Raw genomic sequence first — 20,179 nt, 5'->3', positions numbered from 1 at the left:
ACGGATGTAAGCCCACGATGAATCTGTTCCGCCGCCCCCTGTACGTGATTGCTGCCGCCGCGCTGGTGTTCGGTGCCAGCGCCATCGCCCAGCAGACGCCGACCCCCAACCTGCCGCCCAAGCCGGTAGCCAACGTACCCGCGCCTGCCGCGGTGCAGGTACCGGTGCCGCCGCCGCCGGATGTCGACGGCAAGACCTGGGTGCTGATGGATTACGCCACCGGGCAGATCCTGGCGTCCAAGGATGCGGATGTACGCGTGGTGCCCGCTTCGATCACCAAGGTGATGACCGACTACGTGATCTCCGCGCAGATCGCCTCGGGCAAGATCCACCTCACCGATCAGGTCAGCATCAGCGAGCACGCCTGGCGCGCCGGTGGTGCGGGTACCGACGGTTCCACCAGCTTCCTCAAGCTCAACAGCCAGGTGCCGCTGAAGGACCTGCTGTACGGCATGATCATCCAGTCCGGCAACGATTCGGCCATTGCGCTGGCCGAACACACCGCCGGCTCCGAAGAAACCTTCGCCAGCCTGATGAACGCCTATGCCAAGCAGCTCGGCATGGTGAACTCGCACTTCGTCAATGCGTCCGGCTATCCGGTCGACAACCACTACACCACCGCGCACGACGTGGCGATCCTCACCCGCGCGCTGATCCACGATTACCCGGACGACTACGCGATCTCCGCCATCAAGGAGTTCGAGTGGAACGGCATCAAGCAGGGCAACCGCAACACGCTGCTGTGGCGCGATTCCAGCGTCGATGGCGTGAAAACCGGCCACACCGCCGAAGCCGGCTTCTGCCTCGACGCCTCGGCCAAGCGCGGCGACCAGCGCATGATCGCCATCGTGATGGGCGCCAGCAACGAGAAGGCGCGCGCCGATTCGGCCATTGCGCTGCTCAATTACGGCTTCCGCTTCTTCGAAACGCACAAGCTGTATGAATCCGGCAAGCCGCTGGCCACGCCGCGCCTGTGGAAGGGCGAGGAAGACCAGCTGCCGCTGGGCGTGCAGCAGGACGTGCTGGTCACGGTGAAAACCGGCGACTACGACAAGCTCAAGGCCACCATGGACATCCCGTCCACCCTGATCGCGCCGTTCAAGAAGGGCCAGCAGGTGGGCACGCTGCACGTCACCGAAGATGGCCAGCCGGTGCTCGACGTGCCGCTGGTGTCGATGAACGATGCGCCGCAGGGCGGTTTCTTCAAGCGCCTGTGGGACAGCATCCTGCTGTGGTTCCACGGCAGCGACAAAAAGTAAAAGCGTGGGGCGCGTAGGTTGGGTTAGCGCAGCGTAACCCAACAAATTCGCAGAAATGACGTTGGGTTACGCTGCGCTAACCCAACCTGCGCAGCCCGCGGCAAATGTTCGAGACGGAGAATGCCGATGAAAGACCTGGACGAGATCAAGCCACAGCAGGAAGGCCAGGGTTTCCAGTTTCCCGGTGAGTTCGAAATCACCGCCATGGGCAACGCCAGCGCGGATCTGAAAGCGCGCGTGCCGCAGATTCTCGAAGGCATCGGCCTGCATGTGCTGCACGAAACCGTGCGGCACAAGCATTCACGCGAAGGTAACTTCCTCTCGGTGACGGTCAGCTTCCGCTGCGACACCCGCGAGCAGTACGACGCCGCACATGCGGCGCTGCGCGCGGATCCGGATATCCGCTTCACCCTGTAATCGACTTTCCTCTCCCCGCCGGGGAGAGGGCGCGGCCAGCACAGCGACTTCCTTCACTTGCAAGCCACTGGCCCCGGCCACAGATTGGCCCCCATCCCCACGCAGGCCTGCGATCCATGTCCCAACCGCTGAAAATCCGCCGCCTGGGCCGCCAGCCCTACGCTCCGGTGTGGCAGGCGATGAGCGCCTTTACCGACAACCGCACCGCCGACACCGTCGACGAGCTGTGGGTGCTGGAACACGATCCGGTCTTCACCCTCGGCCAGGCCGGCAAGATGGAGCATGTCTTGGCGCCGGGTGAGATTCCGGTGGTGCCGGTGGATCGCGGCGGCCAGGTCACCTATCACGGCCCCGGCCAGATCGTGGCCTACCCGCTGATCGACCTGCGCCGCACCGGGGTGGGCGTGCGCGAGTTGGTCTGCAAGATCGAGCAGGCGCTTATCGATACGCTGGCGCACTGGAACATCGAGGCCCTGCGCCGCGAGGGCGCCCCGGGCGTGTACGTGGCCGGGGCCAAGGTCGCGGCCCTGGGCCTGCGGGTGCGGCGCGGCTGCAGCTTCCACGGCCTGGCCTTCAATGTGAACATGAATCTGGAACCTTTCCACCGCATCAATCCCTGTGGTTACAAGGACCTGGCGGTCACGCAGGTGCTAGACTTGGGCGGTCCGTCGCGGCTGGCGGAGGTCGAAGATGTGCTGATCGGCGAATTTTGCCGGCAGTTCGATTTCGATGCGGAACCGGCCGCTCCCCTTATTCCCGAACTCCCCGCTCGCGTGGCGGTCTGACCTACCTCATGAGCGAAACGTCAGCTTCATCCACGAAGAACATCCCGATCAGCGTCGTCAGCGGTACGCCGGCGGTCGAGAAGCAATTGGGCAACGACAAGATCGCGCTCAATCGCGCGGGCTTCGATGCCAATACGCCTACCTTGCGCAAACCGAGCTGGATTCGCGTGCGTCTGCCGCAAGGCAATGCCGTGCAGCAGCTGAAGGCACGCCTGCGCGAAAACGCGCTGGTAACGGTGTGCGAAGAAGCATCGTGCCCGAACATCCACGAGTGTTTCAGCAAGGGCACCGCCACCTTCATGATCCTCGGCGAGGTGTGCACGCGGCGCTGCTCGTTCTGCGACGTGGCGCATGGCCGCCCGGCCGCGCCCGATCCGCTGGAGCCGGCGCGCCTGGCTGAAACCATTCGCGACATGCGCCTGAAATACGTGGTGATCACCTCGGTGGATCGCGACGATCTGCGCGACGGCGGCGCCGAGCATTTCGCCGCCTGCGTCCGCGCCGTGCGCCATGCCAGCCCGAACATCCGCATCGAAATCCTCACTCCGGATTTCCGCGGCAAGGGTCGCATGGAGCGCGCGCTGGAAGTGCTCAAGGATTTCCCGCCGGACGTGTTCAACCACAATCTGGAAACCGTGCCGCACCTGTATCGCGAAGTACGTCCGGGCGCCGACTACCAGTGGTCGCTGGACTTGCTCAAGCGCTTCAAGGCGCAGCATCCGGATGTGCCGACCAAGTCCGGCATCATGCTGGGCCTGGGCGAAACCTACGAGCAGGTGATCGAAACCATGCGCGACCTGCGCGCGCACGATGTGGACATGATCACCATCGGCCAGTACCTGCAGCCCACGCCGCATCATCATCCGGTGGTGCGCTACTGGACGCCCGACGAATTCGATGCGCTGCGCGTGGCAGGCGAGGAGATGGGTTTCCATCACGTCGCCTCCGGTCCACTCGTCCGTTCCTCCTACCACGCCGACCTGCAGGCCCATGCAGCTGGTGTCACCGAGCAAGCCTAAAACTCCTATGACCTTCCGTCCTCTGCTCGCCCTGCTGATCGCCTTCAGCGTCACCACCTCCGGCTCGGCCCTGGCCCAGTCGGCCGCCGACATGGGTGCGGCCAAGCCGCGCAAAGTGTCGGAGCTGCCGCTCAAGCCGACCGACACCCAGGCCAATGCGGCGCTGATCTCCGCGCATCTGCTCACGCGCTTCCACTACGACGCGCAGCCGCTCGACACCAGCATGTCGGAGAAGATCTACAGCTTGTATTTCAAGCTGCTGGACGGCGAGAAGGTGTTCTTCACCCAGGAAGACATGGCGAACTTCGCCAAGTACAAGGACGAGTTCGGCAACGAGATCTGGAACAAGGATCTGTCCGGCCCGTTCGACATCTTCAATCAGTACATCCTGCGCGCGATCGACCGCATGACGTATGCGCGCGGCCTGTTGAAGCAGGGCTTCGACTTCAACACCAGCGAAACCTACAACACCGACCGCAAGAACGCCGACTGGCCCAAGGACAAGGCCGAGCTCGACAAGCTGTGGCGCGAGCGCACCATGAACGACTGGCTGCGCCTGAAGCTGGCCGGCAAGAATGACGACGACATCCGCAAGACCCTGGACAAGCGCTACGCCAACTACATCGAGCGCGTGAAGCAGCTCGATGGCGAAGACGCCTTCCAGACCTTCATGACCGCCTACGCCAACTCCACCGATCCGCATACGGACTACATGGGTCCGCGTGCCGCCGAGAACTTCGATATCACCATGAAGCTCTCGCTCGAAGGCATCGGCGCGGTGCTGCAGGCGCGCGACGACTACACCCAGATCCGCGAGCTGGTGCCCGCCGGCCCGGCGATCAAGTCCGGCAAGATCCATGTCGGCGACCTGGTGCTGGGCGTGGGCCAGGGTGCCAACGGCCCGATCACCGATGTGGTGGGCTGGCGCCTGGATGACGTGGTCAACCTGATCCGCGGCAAGAAAGACACCACCGTGCGCCTGGAAATCGTACCCGCCGATCAGGGCGAAGACGGCAAGCACGAGATCATCACCCTGGTGCGCCAGAAGGTGGCGATCGAAGAACAGTCGGCCAAGAAGAAGGTGATCACCATCACCGACGCCGGCGTCACCCGCAAGATCGGTGTGATCGAGCTGCCGATGTTCTATTCCGATTTCGGCGCGCGCAGCGAAGGCGACAAGGATTTCAAGAGCGCCACCCGCGACGTGACCAAGCTGTTGAACGAACTGAAGGCCGACGGCGTGCAGGGTGTGGTGATCGACCTGCGCAACAACGGCGGCGGTTCGCTGTACGAAGCCAACGAACTCAGCGGCCTGTTCATCGACAAGGGTCCGGACGTACAGGTGCGCGATGCGCGCGGCCAGGTACAGGCGCAGGGCAAGGACGACACTGCCCCGATGACCTGGAGCGGCCCGCTGGCGGTGCTGGTCAATCGCGGCACGGCTTCGGCCTCGGAGATTTTCTCCGCCGCGATCCAGGATTACGGCCGCGGCCTGATCATCGGTACGCCCACCTTCGGCAAGGGCACGGTGCAGACCCTGATCGATCTCAACCGCTTCGCCTCCGATCCGGCCAGCAACCCGAACTTCGGTGCGCTGAAGATGACGGTGCAGGAATTCTTCCGCATCAATGGCGGTTCCACCCAGCTCAAGGGCGTTACCCCGGACATCCTGTATCCGACCAACGGCGACGAGAAGGATTTCGGCGAATCGACCTACGACAACGCGCTGCCGTGGACGCAGATCCCGCCGGCCGACTACAAGCCGGTGGCCGACATGAAGGCCTACCTGCCGCAGCTGGAACAACTGCATGACGCGCGCGATGGGAAGTCGCCGGCGTGGCAGCTGATGCTGGACGAGATCAACCAGTACAAGAAGCTGGCCGATCGCACCACCATCTCGCTGAACTTCGACCAGCGCCAGGCCGAACGCAAGCAGCTGGATGCTACCCAGGCGGAATTCCGTGCGCGTCACAAGACCATCGACGGCAACACCGCGGTGGACAACGACGACGACAGCCAGCTCGACGACGGCCTCAACGCCAACGAGCGCAGCCTGAAGAGCGAGCTGAAGGAACAGGAAGACGCCAAGAACGCGCCGGATCCGCAGCTGCAGGAAACCGCGCACATCCTGTTCGACGCCATCGGCCTGATCAACGCGAATCCGAAGCTGGCCGCCGAAGTGCTGCCGTATGGCGGCAAGGAAAGCGCCAACATGGTGGCTGCGGCCGGTGCGGCAGCACCGTCGTCGCTGCCGGCGGCGGGTGCGCCGGCCCAGAACCAGGGTGCTTCCAAGGATGCCCCGGTGGCCCCGGCCCCGGCAGGATCGAGCGGCCACTAAGTTCCAGCGGCTCCGGTTATCTGAAAAAGGCAGCGCAACGCGCTGCCTTTTTCTTTTGGCAAAGCCCACACCGCGCAGCCGCGCTATCGTAGCCACCAGCCACGGAGGCAGCGCGCATGAACGAGCTATCCAATCTCGCCCTTGCCGGCGGCCTGGCCTGGGCCAGCGGCATCCGCCTGTACGCCACGCTTTTTCTCGCCGGCCTGCTGGGCCGTCTCGGTTATGTGCAGCTGCCGCCGGGGCTGGCCGTGCTCAGCCACGACTGGGTGCTGATCGTGGCCGGCGTGCTGATGGTTGGCGAATTCCTGGCCGACAAGATTCCGGTGTTCGACAGCGTGTGGGATGCGATCCAGACCTTTATCCGCATTCCGGTCGGCACCTTGCTGGCCTGGGGCGTGTTCAGCCATGCGGGCGCGGATCAGCAGTTCATTGCCGCGCTGCTCGGCGGGGTGGTGGTGACCGGTACGCATCTGGCCAAGGCCGGTACGCGCGCGCTGATCAATACCTCGCCCGAGCCGCTGAGCAACTGGGGCGCCAGCGCGGGCGAGGATCTTTCCCTGCTCGGCATCTTCTATCTGATGTGGCAGCACCCGTTGGTCTTGCTGGTGCTGTTGCTGCTGTTCCTGGCGCTGCTGTGCTGGCTGCTGCCGAAGATCGTGCGCGGATGGCGCGCGATCTTCCGGCGACTGCGCAGCTTCCGGGCGGCATCGGCGCCGCCCGGCTAGGCCTCAGCCATCCTGCTTGGGCTTGCCCTTGGCCGCTTGCTGCTTGCGCCACTGCTGGTACTCGGTGACCTGCGGCAGATCGCGCAACAACTTCGAATGCGGATCCACGATCACCAGCGCATGTGCGGGCACGTTGTCGAGGCTGCCCTGGCCATTGGCCATCGGCAGCGTGTGCAGCTTGCCATCGACCTGGACTTCCACCGGCATCGGGAAGGGCAGATCGTGCGGTACTTGCCAGTGCAGGGCCAGCGTGTCGCCCTGATGCTGCACGTCGAGCTTGGGTAGCACAGGCTGATACAGATACACATTGAAGAACCAGCTGAGATCGCGCCCGGCCGCCTTGTTCACGATCGCCACGAAATCCTGCGTGCCCTGGTAGTGCGGCTGGAAATTGCCCGGCTGCGGATCCGGCCGTCCGTATACCAGCTCGCGCAGGCTGGCGAAGAAGGCCTGGTCGCCGATCAGGTCGCGCAGCGAATGCAGCATCAGCGCGCCCTTGTTGTAGATATCCAGGCCCGGGCCGTGCGCGTCGTCGTAGACCTGCGCTTCGGTCTCGCTGTGCTCAGACACCACCGGATAGCGGTTCTGCAGCGACAGGCGCAGCTTGTCCAGCCACGCGTAATAGCCCATGTCGCCGTTGATCGCCTGGCTGTACAGCGGCTGCATGTAAGTGGCAAAGGCCTCATGCAGCCACATGTCGTTCCAGTCGGCATTGGTCATCTGGTTGCCGAACCATTCGTGCGAGAACTCGTGCTGCAGCAGCCAGTCGAAGCCGCTGCCGTCTTTCTTGTAGTCGTTGCCGTAGGCGTTGATGGTCTGGTGTTCCATACCTTCGTACGGCGTTTCCACCACGCCCATTTTTTCGTCGCCGAACGGGTAGGGCCCGATCTGCGCTTCGAAAAATTCCAGCATGCGCGGGAATTCGGCGAACAGGCCCTGTGCCTGCTGCTCGTGACCGGGCAGATACCAGTACTGCAGCGGGATCGTGTTGCCGTAGCGGCTGTGATAGTCGCCGGTGAGTTCCTTGTACGGCCCTACGTTGATCGAGATCGCATAGGTGGTGGGATGTTTGGCGCGCCAGTGATAAGTGCGCTTGTCGCCTTCCTCGCTGACACCGACCAGTACGCCGTTGCCCGGCGCCACCAGCGGCTTGGGCACGGTGACATACAGGTCGACCAGATCCGGCTTGCCTTCCGGATGATCGATGCACGGCCAGAACAGATCGCAGCCTTCGCCTTCCACCGCGCTGCCTACCCAGGGCTGGCCGTCGGCGGTATGGCTCCACACAAAACCGCCATCCCAGGGCGCGCGCTTGGCCACGTGCGGACGGCCGCCGTAATGCACGGTGGCCGAGACCTTTTCGCCCGCGCTCAGCGCATGTGGCAACTGCACGCGCAGGCGTCCTTCCGGATTGCTCCAGGCGCTGGCGGGCAGCGGCATGCCGTCCAGTTCAATGGCGCTGATCGGCAGGTTGCGGTCCAGATCGAGCAGCAACACATCGGTGGCCGCATTCGCCGTGAAGGTCAGCGTGGCGGTGGCGTCGATGCGCTGCTGGGCCGGATCCACGGCGATATGCAGTTCCGCATGATCGAAATGCGTGCGGCGCTGCTCGGGCGGCATGATGCCGCCGGAGTTTTCCGTCAGTGCGGTAAGCGGCGGCTGTGCTGGCGGTTGCGTGCTGGCGGCACTGGCGATGCCGGCGACGAGGCTGAGGGCGAGCAGGGCGGGACGCAGCTTGGGCATGGTATCGAGGCCATTGGGAAATACCGCCCATCATGGGCGGTATTGGCCGCGTGCGACAAAGCCAGAAGTCACGCCCCCGGCATCAGCGGGGGTAGCGCTTGCTCAGCAGGGCGAACATCGCGCGCAGGCCCATCGCCTCGCCACCGCGCGGACGACCCGGACGGTCGCCGTCGTTCCAGGCGTAAGTATCCAGGTGCAGCCAGGGCATGCCTTCGGGCACGAAGCGCTCCATATACAGCGCTGCAGTAATCGCACCGGCATGCCGCGACGGGCCGGAGTTGGCGAAGTCGGCGATATAGGAATCGAGCATCTTGCGGTACGGACGCCACAGCGGCAGCCGCCACAGCGGATCGGCCACCGTGCGGCTGCAGGCCAGCGCCTGGTCGGCGATCGCATCATCGTTGGCGAACAGCGCCGGCAGGTCGGGACCGAGCGCCACGCGTGCGGCACCGGTAAGCGTGGCGAAGTCGATGATCAGCTCCGGCTGCTGTTCGGCGCCGTAGGCCAGCGCATCGCACAGCACCAGGCGGCCTTCGGCATCGGTATTGTCGATTTCCACGCTGTGCCCGGCGCGCGTCACCACCACTTCGCCCGGACGCAGGGCATTGCCGGCTACCGCGTTTTCCACTGCGGGAATCAACAAAGTGAGGCGCACCGGCAGCTTTGCTTCCATCACCAGCCCGGCCAGTGCGATCGCGTGCGCGGCACCGCCCATGTCCTTCTTCATCCAGCGCATGCCGTCGCTGGATTTCAGATCCAGGCCACCGGTATCGAAGCACACACCCTTGCCCACCAGCACCAGCTTCGGATCGGTGGCCTTGCCCCAGCTCAGTTCGATCAGGCGCGGCGGACGATGACTGGCGCGGCCCACGGCGTGGATGGTGGGGAAGTTGTCTTCCAGCAATTCATCGCCGACCCACTCGCGCACCTTGGCCTTATACGTTTTGCCGAGCTGCTTCACCGCGTCGCTCAGCTGCTTGGGGCCCATGTCTTCGGTGGGCGTGTTGACCAGATCGCGTACCAGCTGGGTGGCATCGACCAGCGGTTCCACGGCGTCCAGTGTCTTGGCATCGACGGCGAGCGTGGCCGGTGCGCGCTTGGCCTTGCGATAGCGGGTGAACTGATACGCGCCCAGCGCCCAACCGAGTGCGGCCAACTGCGCATCGAGCGGCACGCCTTCGCTGGCCAGCGTGTATTCGCCGACCGGCAGGCTCACCGGCAGCCCTGCCAATGCGGCCAGCGGCTCACGCCGATCCACGCCCACCAGCACGCGCGCCAGCTTGCCCTGCGCATCGGCCAGCAGGCACACGCTGCCGGGCGCGGCATCGAAACCGTTGTCATCCAGCCAGCTGCGCTGCGCGGCACTCAGGCGTTTGCGCGTGGCGCTGAGCTGGACGGCATCGGTCGCCTCGATCGGGGTCGGGGCGCGGCGGCTGGAGCGGAGTTCGATCAGGGCTGGCATGCGGATCCTGGCGCATGTTTTTGCATGCGCGTGGCGGTGGTCGTTGACCGCACATCATGCGCGCTTTTGCACGCAGGTCAAAGTCGCGCCATGGGGCAAATAAGCCATTTCACGCCCTAGCATCACCCCGGCGAAGGCCGGGATCCAGCGTCTTTCGCGAGTTGCCGTCACTGGGCCCCGGCCTGCGCCGGGATGACGGTTATGGGGTGATGGATGACTCAGTGTCCGAGGGTAGGTTGGGTTAGCGCAGCGTAACCCAACAAATCTTCATGCCAGCGGCGAACCATCACTGGCTTACCGGATCACGTCCGGCCTCACCCAAGTCGCGCATTACGCGCTCTGCTGCTCGAACCACGCCACCAGCGCAGCCAGATCCGGCAGATCCAGATCCGGCGCAACCCCCAACGCCCCCGGCCACCGATGCCCCGCCCGATTGATCCACGCAGTACGCATCCCCGCGTCGCGCGCACCGACCACATCGAGCTCCGGATCGTCGCCCACATGCAAGATATTTTCCGGCGCCACGCCAAGGCGTTCGGCCGCGGCCAGGAAAATACGCGGATCAGGTTTCGCCGAGCCGATATCGCGTGCCGCGATGTGATGCGCAAAATGCAGATGCAGCCCCATGCGCTCAAGGTCGGCATTGCCATTGGTAAGGCTGGCCACCGGCTGCAGCACACGCAGCCGATCCAGCGCCGGCAGCGCATCGGGATAAAACTCCACGCTGTTGCGGGCGGTGGCGTAAATCTCCCACAGCGTATCCAGCGGCGCCTCGGCGATGCCGCAGGCGTCGAAGGCCATCTGCAGGGTGAGGTAGCGCTGGGCGGTGAAATCGTGCGCCAGATCCAGCCGCTCGGCGGCGACGCGGGCGCGCAGTTCGCGCATGGCGGCAATCGGCCAGGTGCGCGCTACGTGCGGATAGTGCTGGCGCAGGTAGTTGTCCAGATCGCGGTCGGCGCGCTCCAGCGCCGGCATGATCGGCCACAGCGTATCGTCGAGATCGATGGTGATGGCGAGGATGCGCATGGGCGAATGGATCTTGGAGCAGCGGACAGCAGGCCTGCCGCTGCGTAGTGCGGGTGCGCTTAGCGCGATTCGATGCGCAGCACCTGGCCGGTGCGCACCGTGTTGTCCTTCAGGTGATTCCAGTTGCGGATCTGCGCCACGTCCACGCCGTGCTTGCGCGCGATCGAATACAGCGTCTCGCCGGCACCGACGCGATAGGAGCGTGCCGAAGCCTTGGCCGGCGCGCTCGCTACCTTCTTGCTGTCCACTTTCTTTTCTTCAGTGGCCGCAGTCTTGCTGGCCTTGGCCGGCGCCTTGGCGATCACCTTGCTGTAGCTCACGAACGCATCGCCCGTCACCTTGGCGAAGCTGGCGCCATGGCTGCTGGCATCGGCCACGGTGAAGGCATCGCCGCGCACGCCCTTGATGCTGGCCAGTTCCGGTGCGGCCACCACACTGCCGGTCACGTTCTTCAGATCCGGCGTGGAAGCGGCGGCTGCGCGAGCAGCGGCCGCGGCGACGGCCGGCGACACCACCGGACGTACCGGCGCAGCGGAAGCGACCTGGGTCGGCTCGGCGCTGGCATGCGCGCCCACTGCGGCGAGAATACGGCTGCGGCGCGAGGCATCCATGGCCACCAGCGCGCTGCCATCGCCATACGGCACCAGGCTATGCGAGCGCAGCACCGAGCCGCCCTGCGTACTTTGCGTGAAATCGACGAAGGCCTTGGCCGAGGCCGCATTCGGGCTGCTCGGGTTGGTCACCAGATACAGCTCGGTGAACAGCGGATAGCTGCCGCTGGATACCGTGGACACGCTCGGCGCCACGCCATCGATGCGCAGCATCTTGATCTTGGGATTGCCCACCACGCTCGACAGCGTGCTCACGCCGAAGGCGCGCGGATCGAGCTCCACTTCCGATTCCATCGACTTGGTATTCACGTACAGGCGCGGCGCCGCCACCGGCTGGCTGCCGCGGCCGAACAGCAGCTTGCGCAGGCTGAATTCCACGCCGTCGCCGGGGCTGGCTACGGCGAACACATCCATCGGCGCATCGTTGCCGCCGACATCTTTCCAGTTGGTGATCTTGCCGAAGTAGATGTCGTGCACTTGCTGCAAGGTCAGGCTGCTGACCGGATTGGAAGGGCTGGTGATCAGCACCAGGCCGTCCCACGCCACCGGCGTGAAGGTGAGGCCGGCATCGGTGGCACCGCCATTGCCCGGACGCGCGCTGCCGGCGATATCGGCGGCGCCGCTGGCGACCGCATCGAGACCGGATGCCGTATTGAACGACTGGATCTCCACTGTGCCGTGCCCGGTCGACTGCCAGGCCTTCGCCATGCCCTTCACCACGCCGTTGGCGGTGACGACGTCGCCGCGCCAGGTCAATGACTGGGTGGTCGCAGCGAGCACCACAGTGGAAAGACCGGCGCTGATCAAGGCGGCGGTAAGCAGGCGGGTAAGGCGTACTGGCATAGGGAGGCGCAACCTACGTAAAAGGAAAATGATGCTGGCATGCCGTCCGTTGCGGGACTGTGCAGCGGCGGACTCCGCGTATTTCAGCGGTCCCGGGCCAAAACATCAAGCAAAAACATCAAGTGCGTTCATGTAGTTGCGTCATTCGTCCCAATGCGAGGGAACGGCCAGAAAGTGAATTCCGGCACGTTCCGGGCTGAGCATCTACTGAATAAGCACGTAGTTGAGCCCATCGTCGGTGGCCACCAGCAACACCAGCTGGCGCGGCTTGGCAGCGGCAAGTCCCTGCAAATCACGCAGATTGCTGATGCGGCGGTTGCCGATGCCGACAATGACATCGCCCACCGAAAGGCCCGCGTGCGCGGCGCGGCTGCTCGCCGACACGTTGGCTACGGCCACGCCCGACAGCCCCTGGCTGGTCTGCTGGTCGGTCAATTCGCTGAACGTCACGCCGGCCAGGCGCGGATCGAGCGTGCCGCCATCCAGCGTGGCGTTCTTCTCCGGCGCGAGCTGCGCGGTGACCTGGCGCGTGTTGCCGTTGCGCAGCACGCTGAGGGTGATGCTGCTGTTGGCTGGCAGCAGGCCTTCGGCATTGTTGAGCTGATCGGCACTCTGCAGCGGCGTGCCGTTGATCGAGGTGAGCACGTCGCCAGTCTGCAGGCCCGCGCGATCGGCCGGCGAGCCGGGCAGCACGCGCGTCACCACCGCGCCGTTGTTGTCTTTCAGGCCAAGCAGCTTGGCGATGTTGGGTGTGATGTCCTGCGTCTGCACGCCCAGATTGCCGCGGCTCACCTTGCCGCTGGTGATCAGCTGCCCCATCACCGCGCTGGCGATCTTGCTCGGAATCGCAAAGCCGATGCCGACATTGCCGCCCGAGGGCGACAGGATCATGGTGTTGATGCCCACCAATTCACCGCGCAGATTCACCAGCGGGCCACCCGAGTTGCCCGGATTGATCGAAGCATCGGTCTGGATGAAATTCTGGAAGCTCGATCCGCCCAGTCCGGAGCGCCCCAGCGCTGACACGATGCCCGACGTCACCGTCTGACCCAGCCCGAAGGGTTCACCTACCGCCACTACGAAATCGCCTACACGCAGCGAAGAGGAGTCGGCGATCGGCAGCGCCTGCAGATGGTCCGGGGTGATCTTCACTACCGCCACGTCGGTGGCCGGATCGGTGCCCACCAGCGTGCCTTTGAAATTGCGCCCATCCTGCAGCGTTACGGTGATGTCGTCGGCGCCGCCCACCACGTGATTGTTGGTGAGGATGTAGCCCTTGTCCGCATCCACGATCACGCCCGAGCCCAGGCTCTGCTCCACCTGCTCGCGCGGCGTGCCGTTCAGGCCGAAGAACTGCCGGAACACCGGATCGTCGAAAAACGGATTGCTCACCCGCACGCGCGTCTTGGTGGAAATGTTCACCACCGCCGGCGTCACCTTCTGCAGCATCGGTGCGAGCGAGGGCAGGGGCTGGCCATCCACCACCAGCGGCAGGGCGTGCGCATGCGCGCCCGGCGGCAGCGCAGCGATCGAGGTAATGGCGAGGGCAGCGACGGCGCTGCTGAGGAAACGACGTGGCATGGAGTCTCCTGAAGATCGGCGAGCAAAAATCCGGCCACCGCGTGCCGCGATCGACCGAAGGCATGCGCACAGACAGGGCGCGCCTCGAAAAATTCCATGAAAACAGCGGTTCGATATCCGGACCGGCCGCATGCATGACAGAACCATTCTGAGCGTCCCGTCGAGTCGTCGGAATACACCGGAGCGATTTGTAGGCGACTGGCCACAAATGAGACCGGGTTACCACTTTACATCGACCGGGCGCAGGGGTAACGTTCGCCTACGTTCGCAACCACAACATCTTGTGTGCGGGCACCGGTTGATGACCCAACCCTGGTGCCTGACAGGCAAAGTCAGCACGGGGGCTGCCATTGTTCGACGCAACGCCAGGCCTGGTACATGCGCGGGGTATGCGCCAGGCGGGATCGGTTCGGTGCCGGCCCACTGACGAAGTCACACCTATCTATAAGAAACCAACGGGGCCGTGAGGCCATACCGGGAGGTCAGGAAGCCGATGAGCACCCTGCGTGCAACAACCATAGGTGTCGATGCCGCTGCCATTCCGTTGCAGCCTGCTTCGCAGGACATCTGGGATAAGAAATACCGCCTGCGCACCAAGTCGGGCCAACCGGTGGATGCCACCATTGACGACAGCTGGCAGCGCGTGGCGCGCGCCCTGTCCGAAGTGGAAGCCACGCCGGAATTGCGCGAACACTGGTTCGAGCGTTTCCTGTGGGCGCTGCGCCGCGGCGCGATTCCCGCCGGCCGCATCACCTCCAATGCCGGCGCGTTGGAGCACAAGCCCGCCACCTCCACCATCAACTGCACGGTCTCCGGCACCATCCGCGATTCGATGGATGACATCCTGGAGAAGGTGCACCAGGCCGGCCTCACGCTGAAGGCCGGTTGCGGCATCGGCTACGAGTTCAGCACGCTGCGTCCGCGCGGTGCCTACGTATCGGGCGCCGGCGCATATACCAGCGGCCCGCTGTCCTTCATGGATATCTACGACAAGATGTGCTTCACCGTCTCCTCCGCCGGCGGCCGCCGCGGTGCGCAGATGGGCACCTTCGATGTCAGCCATCCGGACGTGAAGGAATTCATCCGCGCCAAGCGCGAAGACGGGCGCCTGCGCCAGTTCAACCTGTCGCTGCTGATCACCGACGGCTTCATGCAGGCGGTGGAGCAGGACCACGATTGGCCGCTGGTCTTCCCCGTGCACGTCAAGGAACAGGACGAGCTCGATCTCGCCGACGCCAGCACCATCGTGTGGCGCGAATGGCCCACGCACGAAAACTACGTGGAGCGCGAAGACGGCCTGGTCGCCTGCAGGATCTACGGCCACATCCGCGCGCGCCACCTGTGGGACATGATCATGGTCTCCACGTACGACTACGCGGAGCCCGGCTTCATCCTGATCGACAAGGTCAACGAGATGAACAACAACTGGTGGTGCGAGCACATCCGCGCCACCAACCCCTGCGGCGAGCAGCCGCTGCCGCCCTACGGCTCCTGCCTGCTCGGCTCGGTCAACCTCACCACCTTCGTGCGCGATCCCTTCGGCCCCAAGGCCCGCTTCGACTGGGACGAATACCGCGAAGTGGTGAAGATCTTCACCCGCATGCTCGACAACGTGGTGGAGATCAACGGCCTGCCGCTGGAGCAGCAGCGCCACGAAATCCTCTCCAAGCGCCGCCACGGCATGGGCTTTCTCGGCCTGGGCAGCACCATCACCATGCTGAAGATGCGCTACGGCAGCGCCGAGGCGGTGAGCTTCACCGAAGACGTCTCGCGCGAAATGGCCGTGGCCGGCTGGGAAGTGGCGCTGGACCTGGCCAAGGAAAAAGGCCCGGCCCCGGTACTCACCACCAACTACACCGTCACCGGCGACATGCTGCGCAAGCGTCCGGAAATGGCCGAGGACGGCTACAAGGTCGGCGACCTGATCCCCGGCCGCGTACTGCACGCCAAATACAGCCGCTACATGCAGCGCGTGGCCGGCGTGGCGCCCAACCTGGTGAAGGAGCTGGCCGAAGTCGGCGCCCGCTTCACCCACCACACCTCGATCGCGCCCACCGGCACCATCTCGCTGTCGCTGGCCAACAACGCCAGCAACGGCATCGAGCCGAGCTTCGCCCATCACTACTCGCGCAACGTGATCCGCGAAGGTCGCAAGACCAAGGAGAAGGTGGAGGTATACAGCTTCGAGCTGCTGGCCTACCGCGCCATCATCAATGCCGAGGCGATGCCGTTCAGCGACGACCCGAAGGCCAAGCTGCCGGAGTACTTCGTGGCGGCCGACGACATCTCCCCGAAAGAACACGTCGATATCCAGGCGGCCTCGCAGCTGTGGGTGGACTCGTCCATCTCCAAGACCGCCAACGTACCGACCGATTACCCATACGAAGACTTCAAAGACATCTACTTCTACGCCTATAAACAGGGCCTCAAGGGCTGCACCACCTTCCGCTTCAACCCCGCCGCGTTCCAGGGCGTGCTGGTGAAAGAAGCGGACCTGGAGAACACCCTCTACCGCTTCGAATTGGAAGACGGTAGCGTTGTGGAACTGAAAGGCAACGAGGAAGTGGAGTACGACGGAGAGATGCACACCGCTGCCAATCTGTTCGATGCCTTGAAGGAAGGCTATTACGGCAAATTTTAGTTGTGGCATGTAACGCGAATTCGCGCTACGTTTTTGCTCACACCGTAATAGACTTACGGCAAGTTCCATAACAAACGTACGGAGGGGAATACCCGCATGTCTATCGATACCGAGCTCGAAGTTCACCAGCACGATCTGCTTGCCCCGGCTGCGCCGGCCAGCGAAGAAGCTGCCGCTGCACCGAAGAAGGCCCGCAAGAAGCGCACTGCCAAGAAGGCCGCTGCCCCGGCCAAGAAAGCTGCCAAGAAGGCAGTGAAGAAAGCCGCCAAGAAGGGCACCGCCAAGAAGGCCGCCAAGAAAGTAGCCAAGAAGGCCGCCGGCAAGAAAGTTGCCAAGAAGGTCGCCAAGAAGGCTGCGAAGAAAGCCAGCAAGGCCGTGAAGAAGACGGCCCGCAAAGCTGCAAAGAAGGTCAGCAGCAAAAAGACGGCCCGCAAGGCCGTATCGAAGAAGTCGGTCAAAAAGGCCGCCAGCAAGAAAACCGCCAAAAAAGCGGTCAAGAGGTCCACTGCCAGCAAGAAGGCAGGCCGTACGGCGACCAAGCGCGTCGCCAAGAAGGCCGGCCGCAAGAAGTAAGCCATAAACGTCCGGCCCGACGTAAGTCGGGCCGGATTTTTATTTGTCCTCCCCAGCCTGGCGAGGACCCGCTTTTCCCCTCGCCCCTGCGGGGAGAGGGCCGGTGTGAGGGGGCACCCTCGCGACAGCACTCAGCAACGCCATCCACGCATACCAAGCGAACCGCGCCACCTCAGGAGTTCCGCACATGACGATCAAGATCGAAAAAAAGATCAAGGGCTACCAGGTCGTCAAACCCGAGGATAAAGCCGCACTCGCTGCCGCACCCGTCGCCGAAGCCAAAGAGGCGCCCGTTGCGGAAGTCATCCAGATGCACGAGAGCCTGGAGCGCCCCGAGGCGCTGATAGGCTCCACCTTCAAGATCAAGTCACCGCTGTTCGAGCACGCCCTGTACGTCACCATCAACGACATCGTGCTCAACGCCGGCACCGCCTACGAGCAGCGCCGCCCCTTCGAGATCTTCATCAACTCGAAGAACATGGACCACTTCCAGTGGATCGTCGCGCTCACCCGCATCCTCTCCGCCGTGTTCCGCAAGGGCGGCGACGTCACCTTCATCGTGGAAGAGCTCAAGGCCGTATTCGACCCGCGCGGCGGCTACTTCAAGTCCGGTGGCATCTACATGCCCAGCATCGTGGCCGAGATCGGTGCGGTGATCGAGCAGCACATGAAGAACATCGGCCTGATCCACGATCCGGAGATGACCGATGCCCAGCGCGCGCTGATCGCCGAGAAGCGCGCCGCGTACGAGCAGGCTGCGCAAAAAAAAACTGAGCTGAGCCCCACCGACGCCGACACCAATGACTCCGCGGGCTTCCCGCCGGGGGCGACCTTGTGCGGGAAGTGCAATACCAAGGCGTTGGTGTTGATGGATGGGTGTCAGACGTGTTTGAACTGTGGGTATTCCAAGTGTGGTTAATCTGCGAATTCTGAGTTAAGCAAACAGGCAGCGCTTACGCTGCCTGTTTGCTTTTTGATGCCCGAATTGCTAAGGGTTGGGACTAGGTATTTTTGTTGTGTGGGCGATTGAGATAGATGCGAAGGATGGTTGTGCAACACGCCACCTTCGATCCTTTTTTAAATTCCAAGCTCGTTCTTGACGCCTGCAACTCCGCTACGCACGCTTCGTCCCACGGAGCCTAGAAAACTCCCCACGTAGCGGTACCCGCCCTCGACAGGCGGGTTTTGTGTACTTTGGGCACTCCTCCGATGAGCTTTTACGTCGGGAGGGGGCAGCTATAGAACACCCGCAAGGGAAAAACTGCCCGCCGTCTACGTGCGGTTTTCTAGCCTCCCGACACCTCGCGTTGATACCTAGAAACGTCATCGCGTGTTTTTAATCACGTAGAAGACGTCATCATGGAAGCAATTGCCAACATTTCTTCGCCCTCCATCCGCGAAGTGCATTACCACCTCCCCGAATCAGCCCGCCAATCCTTGATTCAAATCCGCTGCGAGCTGGATATCTTCGCCACGCTGGCCTCGCGTACCAGTAGCGAGGAAGACGATGTCGTGCGGCTGTCGCCTACGGCGCTGTCGCAGCTCTTTCTGCGCATGTCGACCCAGATGGGTGCCGCATTGGATGGTTGCCTTACGCCATCCGCATATAAAGCGTTGGGACGGCAGGTCAACCCATAGTTCACGCTGGAGTAGGCGACTAAGCCCGGTGGGTTGTCGTTGAGCGAGGGGAGGGGGGTAAGCAATCTCCCTCCCTTGGCTTGCTTGACCTAGTCGCCACCCATCGGTGTACCCTACATATGGACGATCCCGTGCGGCGTGCGGGTGGTCCATTTGGAAGCATGCTGTTCTTGCTGGTCCAGCAGTGGATCTTCCGCCACGAGAATTTGCCAGCCGGCAGGCATGACCAGGCAGTCGCCGCGCGCAACAAAGGCATTTAGCACCTTGTCGTTGGTGGGCAGCGAGGGTGGCGATGCCCGTAGAAGGGCAACCGAGGCAGATTCGCTTTTGCATGCGACGGTACCTTCATCCGAGCCCGTCAGCTGCGCCGGTTGTTCGATATGAGCACATGCGGCTGTGGCAATGGCAAGCAACAGTGCGGTGCCGATAAGAATGTGGCGCATAACAACCTCCATGTATGGCCTGTTGGCCACGATGCTTCGGCTTTCGTCGCCTTCTAGTCGCAATAAGCGGCCAAGGGCGATGCAGTTCCTTTGCATGCGGTCACCTTGGCTGCATGGACGGTGATGGTCTTGCTGGTTCCGCTATAACCGCAGATCAGGTAGATATCGCCGGGTCTTTCGAATTCCCATTTGACGCCGTCTTTCGTCTCAGCGCCCATCAGGGCTGCCTGTTGCTCGGGTGGACCGTCGTAAGCTTCGACATTCAGGAATGCGTGTTTGACTTGGCCGTCGACCAGTGCTGGCGGGCATGCGTAGCGGTGTGGTGGTGCCGCAAAGGTTGTTGCGGATATGCCGAGCGCCAAAGCCGGTGCGAGCCATTTACTCCACCACATAGTAGTTATCTCCCTTGTTGACGGGCAGGCTCGAAAGGCCATCAAAGTGTATCGTCCTTTGTTGTGGAGCATGATCCTTCTGAGATCCATGGCCTTTCCATTGATCTATGACGACGATGCCAGTTGGCGTTTGGTACAGATAGATCGCGGCGTGACTGGTGCCGTTCGTCTGGTTGCCGTAATGCCCATAGCGGTCGAAGGTGGCAATGATGGTTCCTCGCAGAATGTTTTTACTGTTTTTAACCTGCAGGCCGCGGCGCCATGTTGATGCTGGCGGAATCACTGTTACCGCGTGGATCAGCGAAACACACTGCCCATTGCCCATCAATTTTCCGGCCTGAACCATGCTGATGGTTTTCCTCATGTCCGCGATATAAGGCATGGCATCCTCCTTGATGAAGTCTTGATATGAGCTGGCATTTGGCGAATGCATCTGTATCACGCTGTTCGCAGCATGATCGATCACGAATAGGCGATAGGAGCTGTAAGGGAATTCTTTTCCGTCTTCGGTTTTTTCGAATTTGTCTTCCAGAAGACCGATCCCTGTTGATTTGCAACATAGGCCGAGGTGATCGGCGGTGCCGCTGATGCTAAAGATTGCTATGGCAACTGGCAGAGCGCCCGCGGCAAGCCATGTTGTGAGCCCATCAACCCCTTGCTAGCATCCCGCAGTCGCATCTCCC

General features: G+C 63.1%; 18 protein-coding genes. 10 read left to right on the top strand and 8 right to left on the bottom strand.

What is annotated here, in order from left to right; genetic code table 11:
* Positions 1-17: 17 nt before the first annotated feature.
* The 6 genes from IGX34_RS01915 (at position 18) to IGX34_RS01890 (ending at position 6,543) form a co-directional block, all read left to right on the top strand.
* On the top strand, positions 18-1,259 hold the full coding sequence (locus IGX34_RS01915) for a D-alanyl-D-alanine carboxypeptidase family protein (protein ID WP_192553965.1): 1,242 nt from the start codon (positions 18-20) through the stop codon (positions 1,257-1,259).
* A 126-nt stretch (positions 1,260-1,385) separates the two neighbouring features.
* Positions 1,386-1,676 (top strand): YbeD family protein, encoded by a 291-nt coding sequence (locus tag IGX34_RS01910; RefSeq protein ID WP_192553964.1) that lies wholly within the window; start codon positions 1,386-1,388, stop codon positions 1,674-1,676.
* Positions 1,677-1,792: 116 nt separating this feature from the next.
* Complete coding sequence (gene lipB / locus IGX34_RS01905) at positions 1,793-2,461, top strand: lipoyl(octanoyl) transferase LipB (RefSeq protein ID WP_192553963.1); 669 nt, start codon at positions 1,793-1,795, stop codon at positions 2,459-2,461.
* Positions 2,462-2,469: 8 nt separating this feature from the next.
* Positions 2,470-3,480 (top strand): lipoyl synthase, encoded by a 1,011-nt coding sequence (gene lipA / locus IGX34_RS01900; protein WP_192553962.1) that lies wholly within the window; start codon positions 2,470-2,472, stop codon positions 3,478-3,480.
* Positions 3,481-3,487: 7 nt separating this feature from the next.
* Positions 3,488-5,818: a carboxy terminal-processing peptidase gene (locus IGX34_RS01895; protein ID WP_192553961.1), complete on the top strand. Its 2,331-nt coding sequence runs from the start codon at positions 3,488-3,490 to the stop codon at positions 5,816-5,818.
* 116 nt (positions 5,819-5,934) lie between these two features.
* The gene (locus IGX34_RS01890; RefSeq protein ID WP_192553960.1) at positions 5,935-6,543 is read left to right on the top strand and encodes a DUF4126 domain-containing protein; all 609 of its coding nucleotides are present in this window, start codon (positions 5,935-5,937) and stop codon (positions 6,541-6,543) included.
* Between the two features lie 3 nt (positions 6,544-6,546).
* Here IGX34_RS01890 and IGX34_RS01885 read toward each other — a convergent pair whose 3' ends face one another.
* The 5 genes from IGX34_RS01885 to IGX34_RS01865 form a co-directional block, all read right to left on the bottom strand.
* Positions 6,547-8,286 carry a M1 family metallopeptidase gene (locus IGX34_RS01885; protein ID WP_192553959.1) on the bottom strand — a complete coding sequence of 580 codons (1,740 nt, stop codon included), beginning with the start codon at positions 8,284-8,286 and terminating at the stop codon, positions 6,547-6,549.
* 82 nt (positions 8,287-8,368) lie between these two features.
* On the bottom strand, positions 8,369-9,748 hold the full coding sequence (locus IGX34_RS01880; RefSeq protein WP_192553958.1) for a leucyl aminopeptidase family protein: 1,380 nt from the start codon (positions 9,746-9,748) through the stop codon (positions 8,369-8,371).
* Positions 9,749-10,078: 330 nt separating this feature from the next.
* Entirely contained in the window at positions 10,079-10,774 is a 696-nt protein-coding gene (locus IGX34_RS01875) for an HAD family hydrolase (RefSeq protein WP_192553957.1), read from the bottom strand.
* 59 nt (positions 10,775-10,833) lie between these two features.
* On the bottom strand, positions 10,834-12,228 hold the full coding sequence (locus IGX34_RS01870) for a LysM peptidoglycan-binding domain-containing protein (RefSeq protein WP_192553956.1): 1,395 nt from the start codon (positions 12,226-12,228) through the stop codon (positions 10,834-10,836).
* Between the two features lie 204 nt (positions 12,229-12,432).
* A complete protein-coding gene (locus IGX34_RS01865) occupies positions 12,433-13,809 on the bottom strand; it encodes a DegQ family serine endoprotease (protein WP_192553955.1) in 1,377 nt (458 codons plus the stop codon).
* A 493-nt stretch (positions 13,810-14,302) separates the two neighbouring features.
* Here IGX34_RS01865 and IGX34_RS01860 point away from each other — a divergent pair, with 493 nt between their 5' ends.
* The 4 genes from IGX34_RS01860 (at position 14,303) to IGX34_RS01845 (ending at position 18,661) form a co-directional block, all read left to right on the top strand.
* Entirely contained in the window at positions 14,303-16,450 is a 2,148-nt protein-coding gene (locus tag IGX34_RS01860) for an adenosylcobalamin-dependent ribonucleoside-diphosphate reductase (RefSeq protein ID WP_192553954.1), read from the top strand.
* Between the two features lie 96 nt (positions 16,451-16,546).
* Positions 16,547-17,023, top strand: coding sequence for a hypothetical protein (locus IGX34_RS01855; protein WP_192553953.1), 477 nt, complete (start codon positions 16,547-16,549; stop codon positions 17,021-17,023).
* A 187-nt stretch (positions 17,024-17,210) separates the two neighbouring features.
* The gene (locus IGX34_RS01850) at positions 17,211-17,942 is read left to right on the top strand and encodes a TSCPD domain-containing protein (protein ID WP_192553952.1); all 732 of its coding nucleotides are present in this window, start codon (positions 17,211-17,213) and stop codon (positions 17,940-17,942) included.
* 440 nt (positions 17,943-18,382) lie between these two features.
* Positions 18,383-18,661: an XAC0095 family protein gene (locus IGX34_RS01845; protein WP_192553951.1), complete on the top strand. Its 279-nt coding sequence runs from the start codon at positions 18,383-18,385 to the stop codon at positions 18,659-18,661.
* 113 nt (positions 18,662-18,774) lie between these two features.
* On the opposite strand, the gene IGX34_RS01840 is transcribed toward IGX34_RS01845, so the two are convergent.
* The 3 genes from IGX34_RS01840 to IGX34_RS01830 are packed head-to-tail and all read right to left on the bottom strand — an operon-like array spanning position 18,775 to position 19,878.
* On the bottom strand, positions 18,775-19,104 hold the full coding sequence (locus tag IGX34_RS01840; RefSeq protein ID WP_192553950.1) for a hypothetical protein: 330 nt from the start codon (positions 19,102-19,104) through the stop codon (positions 18,775-18,777).
* A gap of 53 nt (positions 19,105-19,157) precedes the next feature.
* Positions 19,158-19,496 (bottom strand): STY0301 family protein, encoded by a 339-nt coding sequence (locus IGX34_RS01835; protein WP_192553949.1) that lies wholly within the window; start codon positions 19,494-19,496, stop codon positions 19,158-19,160.
* The gene (locus IGX34_RS01830) at positions 19,483-19,878 is read right to left on the bottom strand and encodes a BPSL0067 family protein (protein ID WP_192553948.1); all 396 of its coding nucleotides are present in this window, start codon (positions 19,876-19,878) and stop codon (positions 19,483-19,485) included. The genes IGX34_RS01835 and IGX34_RS01830 overlap by 14 nt, the downstream gene beginning before the upstream one ends.
* Positions 19,879-20,179: the final 301 nt, after the last annotated feature.

The organism is Dyella acidiphila, from assembly GCF_014863405.1.
GTDB lineage: Bacteria > Pseudomonadota > Gammaproteobacteria > Xanthomonadales > Rhodanobacteraceae > Dyella_B > Dyella_B acidiphila.
This window is presented reverse-complemented; position numbering and strand designations above follow the sequence as displayed.

Coding starts and splice junctions, on each gene's coding strand:
- IGX34_RS01915 (WP_192553965.1), top strand. CDS start 18: ATGAATCTGTTCCGCCGCCCCCTGTACGTGATTGCTGCCGCCGCGCTG.
- IGX34_RS01910 (WP_192553964.1), top strand. CDS start 1,386: ATGAAAGACCTGGACGAGATCAAGCCACAGCAGGAAGGCCAGGGTTTC.
- lipB (WP_192553963.1), top strand. CDS start 1,793: ATGTCCCAACCGCTGAAAATCCGCCGCCTGGGCCGCCAGCCCTACGCT.
- lipA (WP_192553962.1), top strand. CDS start 2,470: ATGAGCGAAACGTCAGCTTCATCCACGAAGAACATCCCGATCAGCGTC.
- IGX34_RS01895 (WP_192553961.1), top strand. CDS start 3,488: ATGACCTTCCGTCCTCTGCTCGCCCTGCTGATCGCCTTCAGCGTCACC.
- IGX34_RS01890 (WP_192553960.1), top strand. CDS start 5,935: ATGAACGAGCTATCCAATCTCGCCCTTGCCGGCGGCCTGGCCTGGGCC.
- IGX34_RS01885 (WP_192553959.1), bottom strand. CDS start 8,286: ATGCCCAAGCTGCGTCCCGCCCTGCTCGCCCTCAGCCTCGTCGCCGGC.
- IGX34_RS01880 (WP_192553958.1), bottom strand. CDS start 9,748: ATGCCAGCCCTGATCGAACTCCGCTCCAGCCGCCGCGCCCCGACCCCG.
- IGX34_RS01875 (WP_192553957.1), bottom strand. CDS start 10,774: ATGCGCATCCTCGCCATCACCATCGATCTCGACGATACGCTGTGGCCG.
- IGX34_RS01870 (WP_192553956.1), bottom strand. CDS start 12,228: ATGCCAGTACGCCTTACCCGCCTGCTTACCGCCGCCTTGATCAGCGCC.
- IGX34_RS01865 (WP_192553955.1), bottom strand. CDS start 13,809: ATGCCACGTCGTTTCCTCAGCAGCGCCGTCGCTGCCCTCGCCATTACC.
- IGX34_RS01860 (WP_192553954.1), top strand. CDS start 14,303: ATGAGCACCCTGCGTGCAACAACCATAGGTGTCGATGCCGCTGCCATT.
- IGX34_RS01855 (WP_192553953.1), top strand. CDS start 16,547: ATGTCTATCGATACCGAGCTCGAAGTTCACCAGCACGATCTGCTTGCC.
- IGX34_RS01850 (WP_192553952.1), top strand. CDS start 17,211: ATGACGATCAAGATCGAAAAAAAGATCAAGGGCTACCAGGTCGTCAAA.
- IGX34_RS01845 (WP_192553951.1), top strand. CDS start 18,383: ATGGAAGCAATTGCCAACATTTCTTCGCCCTCCATCCGCGAAGTGCAT.
- IGX34_RS01840 (WP_192553950.1), bottom strand. CDS start 19,104: ATGCGCCACATTCTTATCGGCACCGCACTGTTGCTTGCCATTGCCACA.
- IGX34_RS01835 (WP_192553949.1), bottom strand. CDS start 19,496: ATGTGGTGGAGTAAATGGCTCGCACCGGCTTTGGCGCTCGGCATATCC.
- IGX34_RS01830 (WP_192553948.1), bottom strand. CDS start 19,878: ATGCCTTATATCGCGGACATGAGGAAAACCATCAGCATGGTTCAGGCC.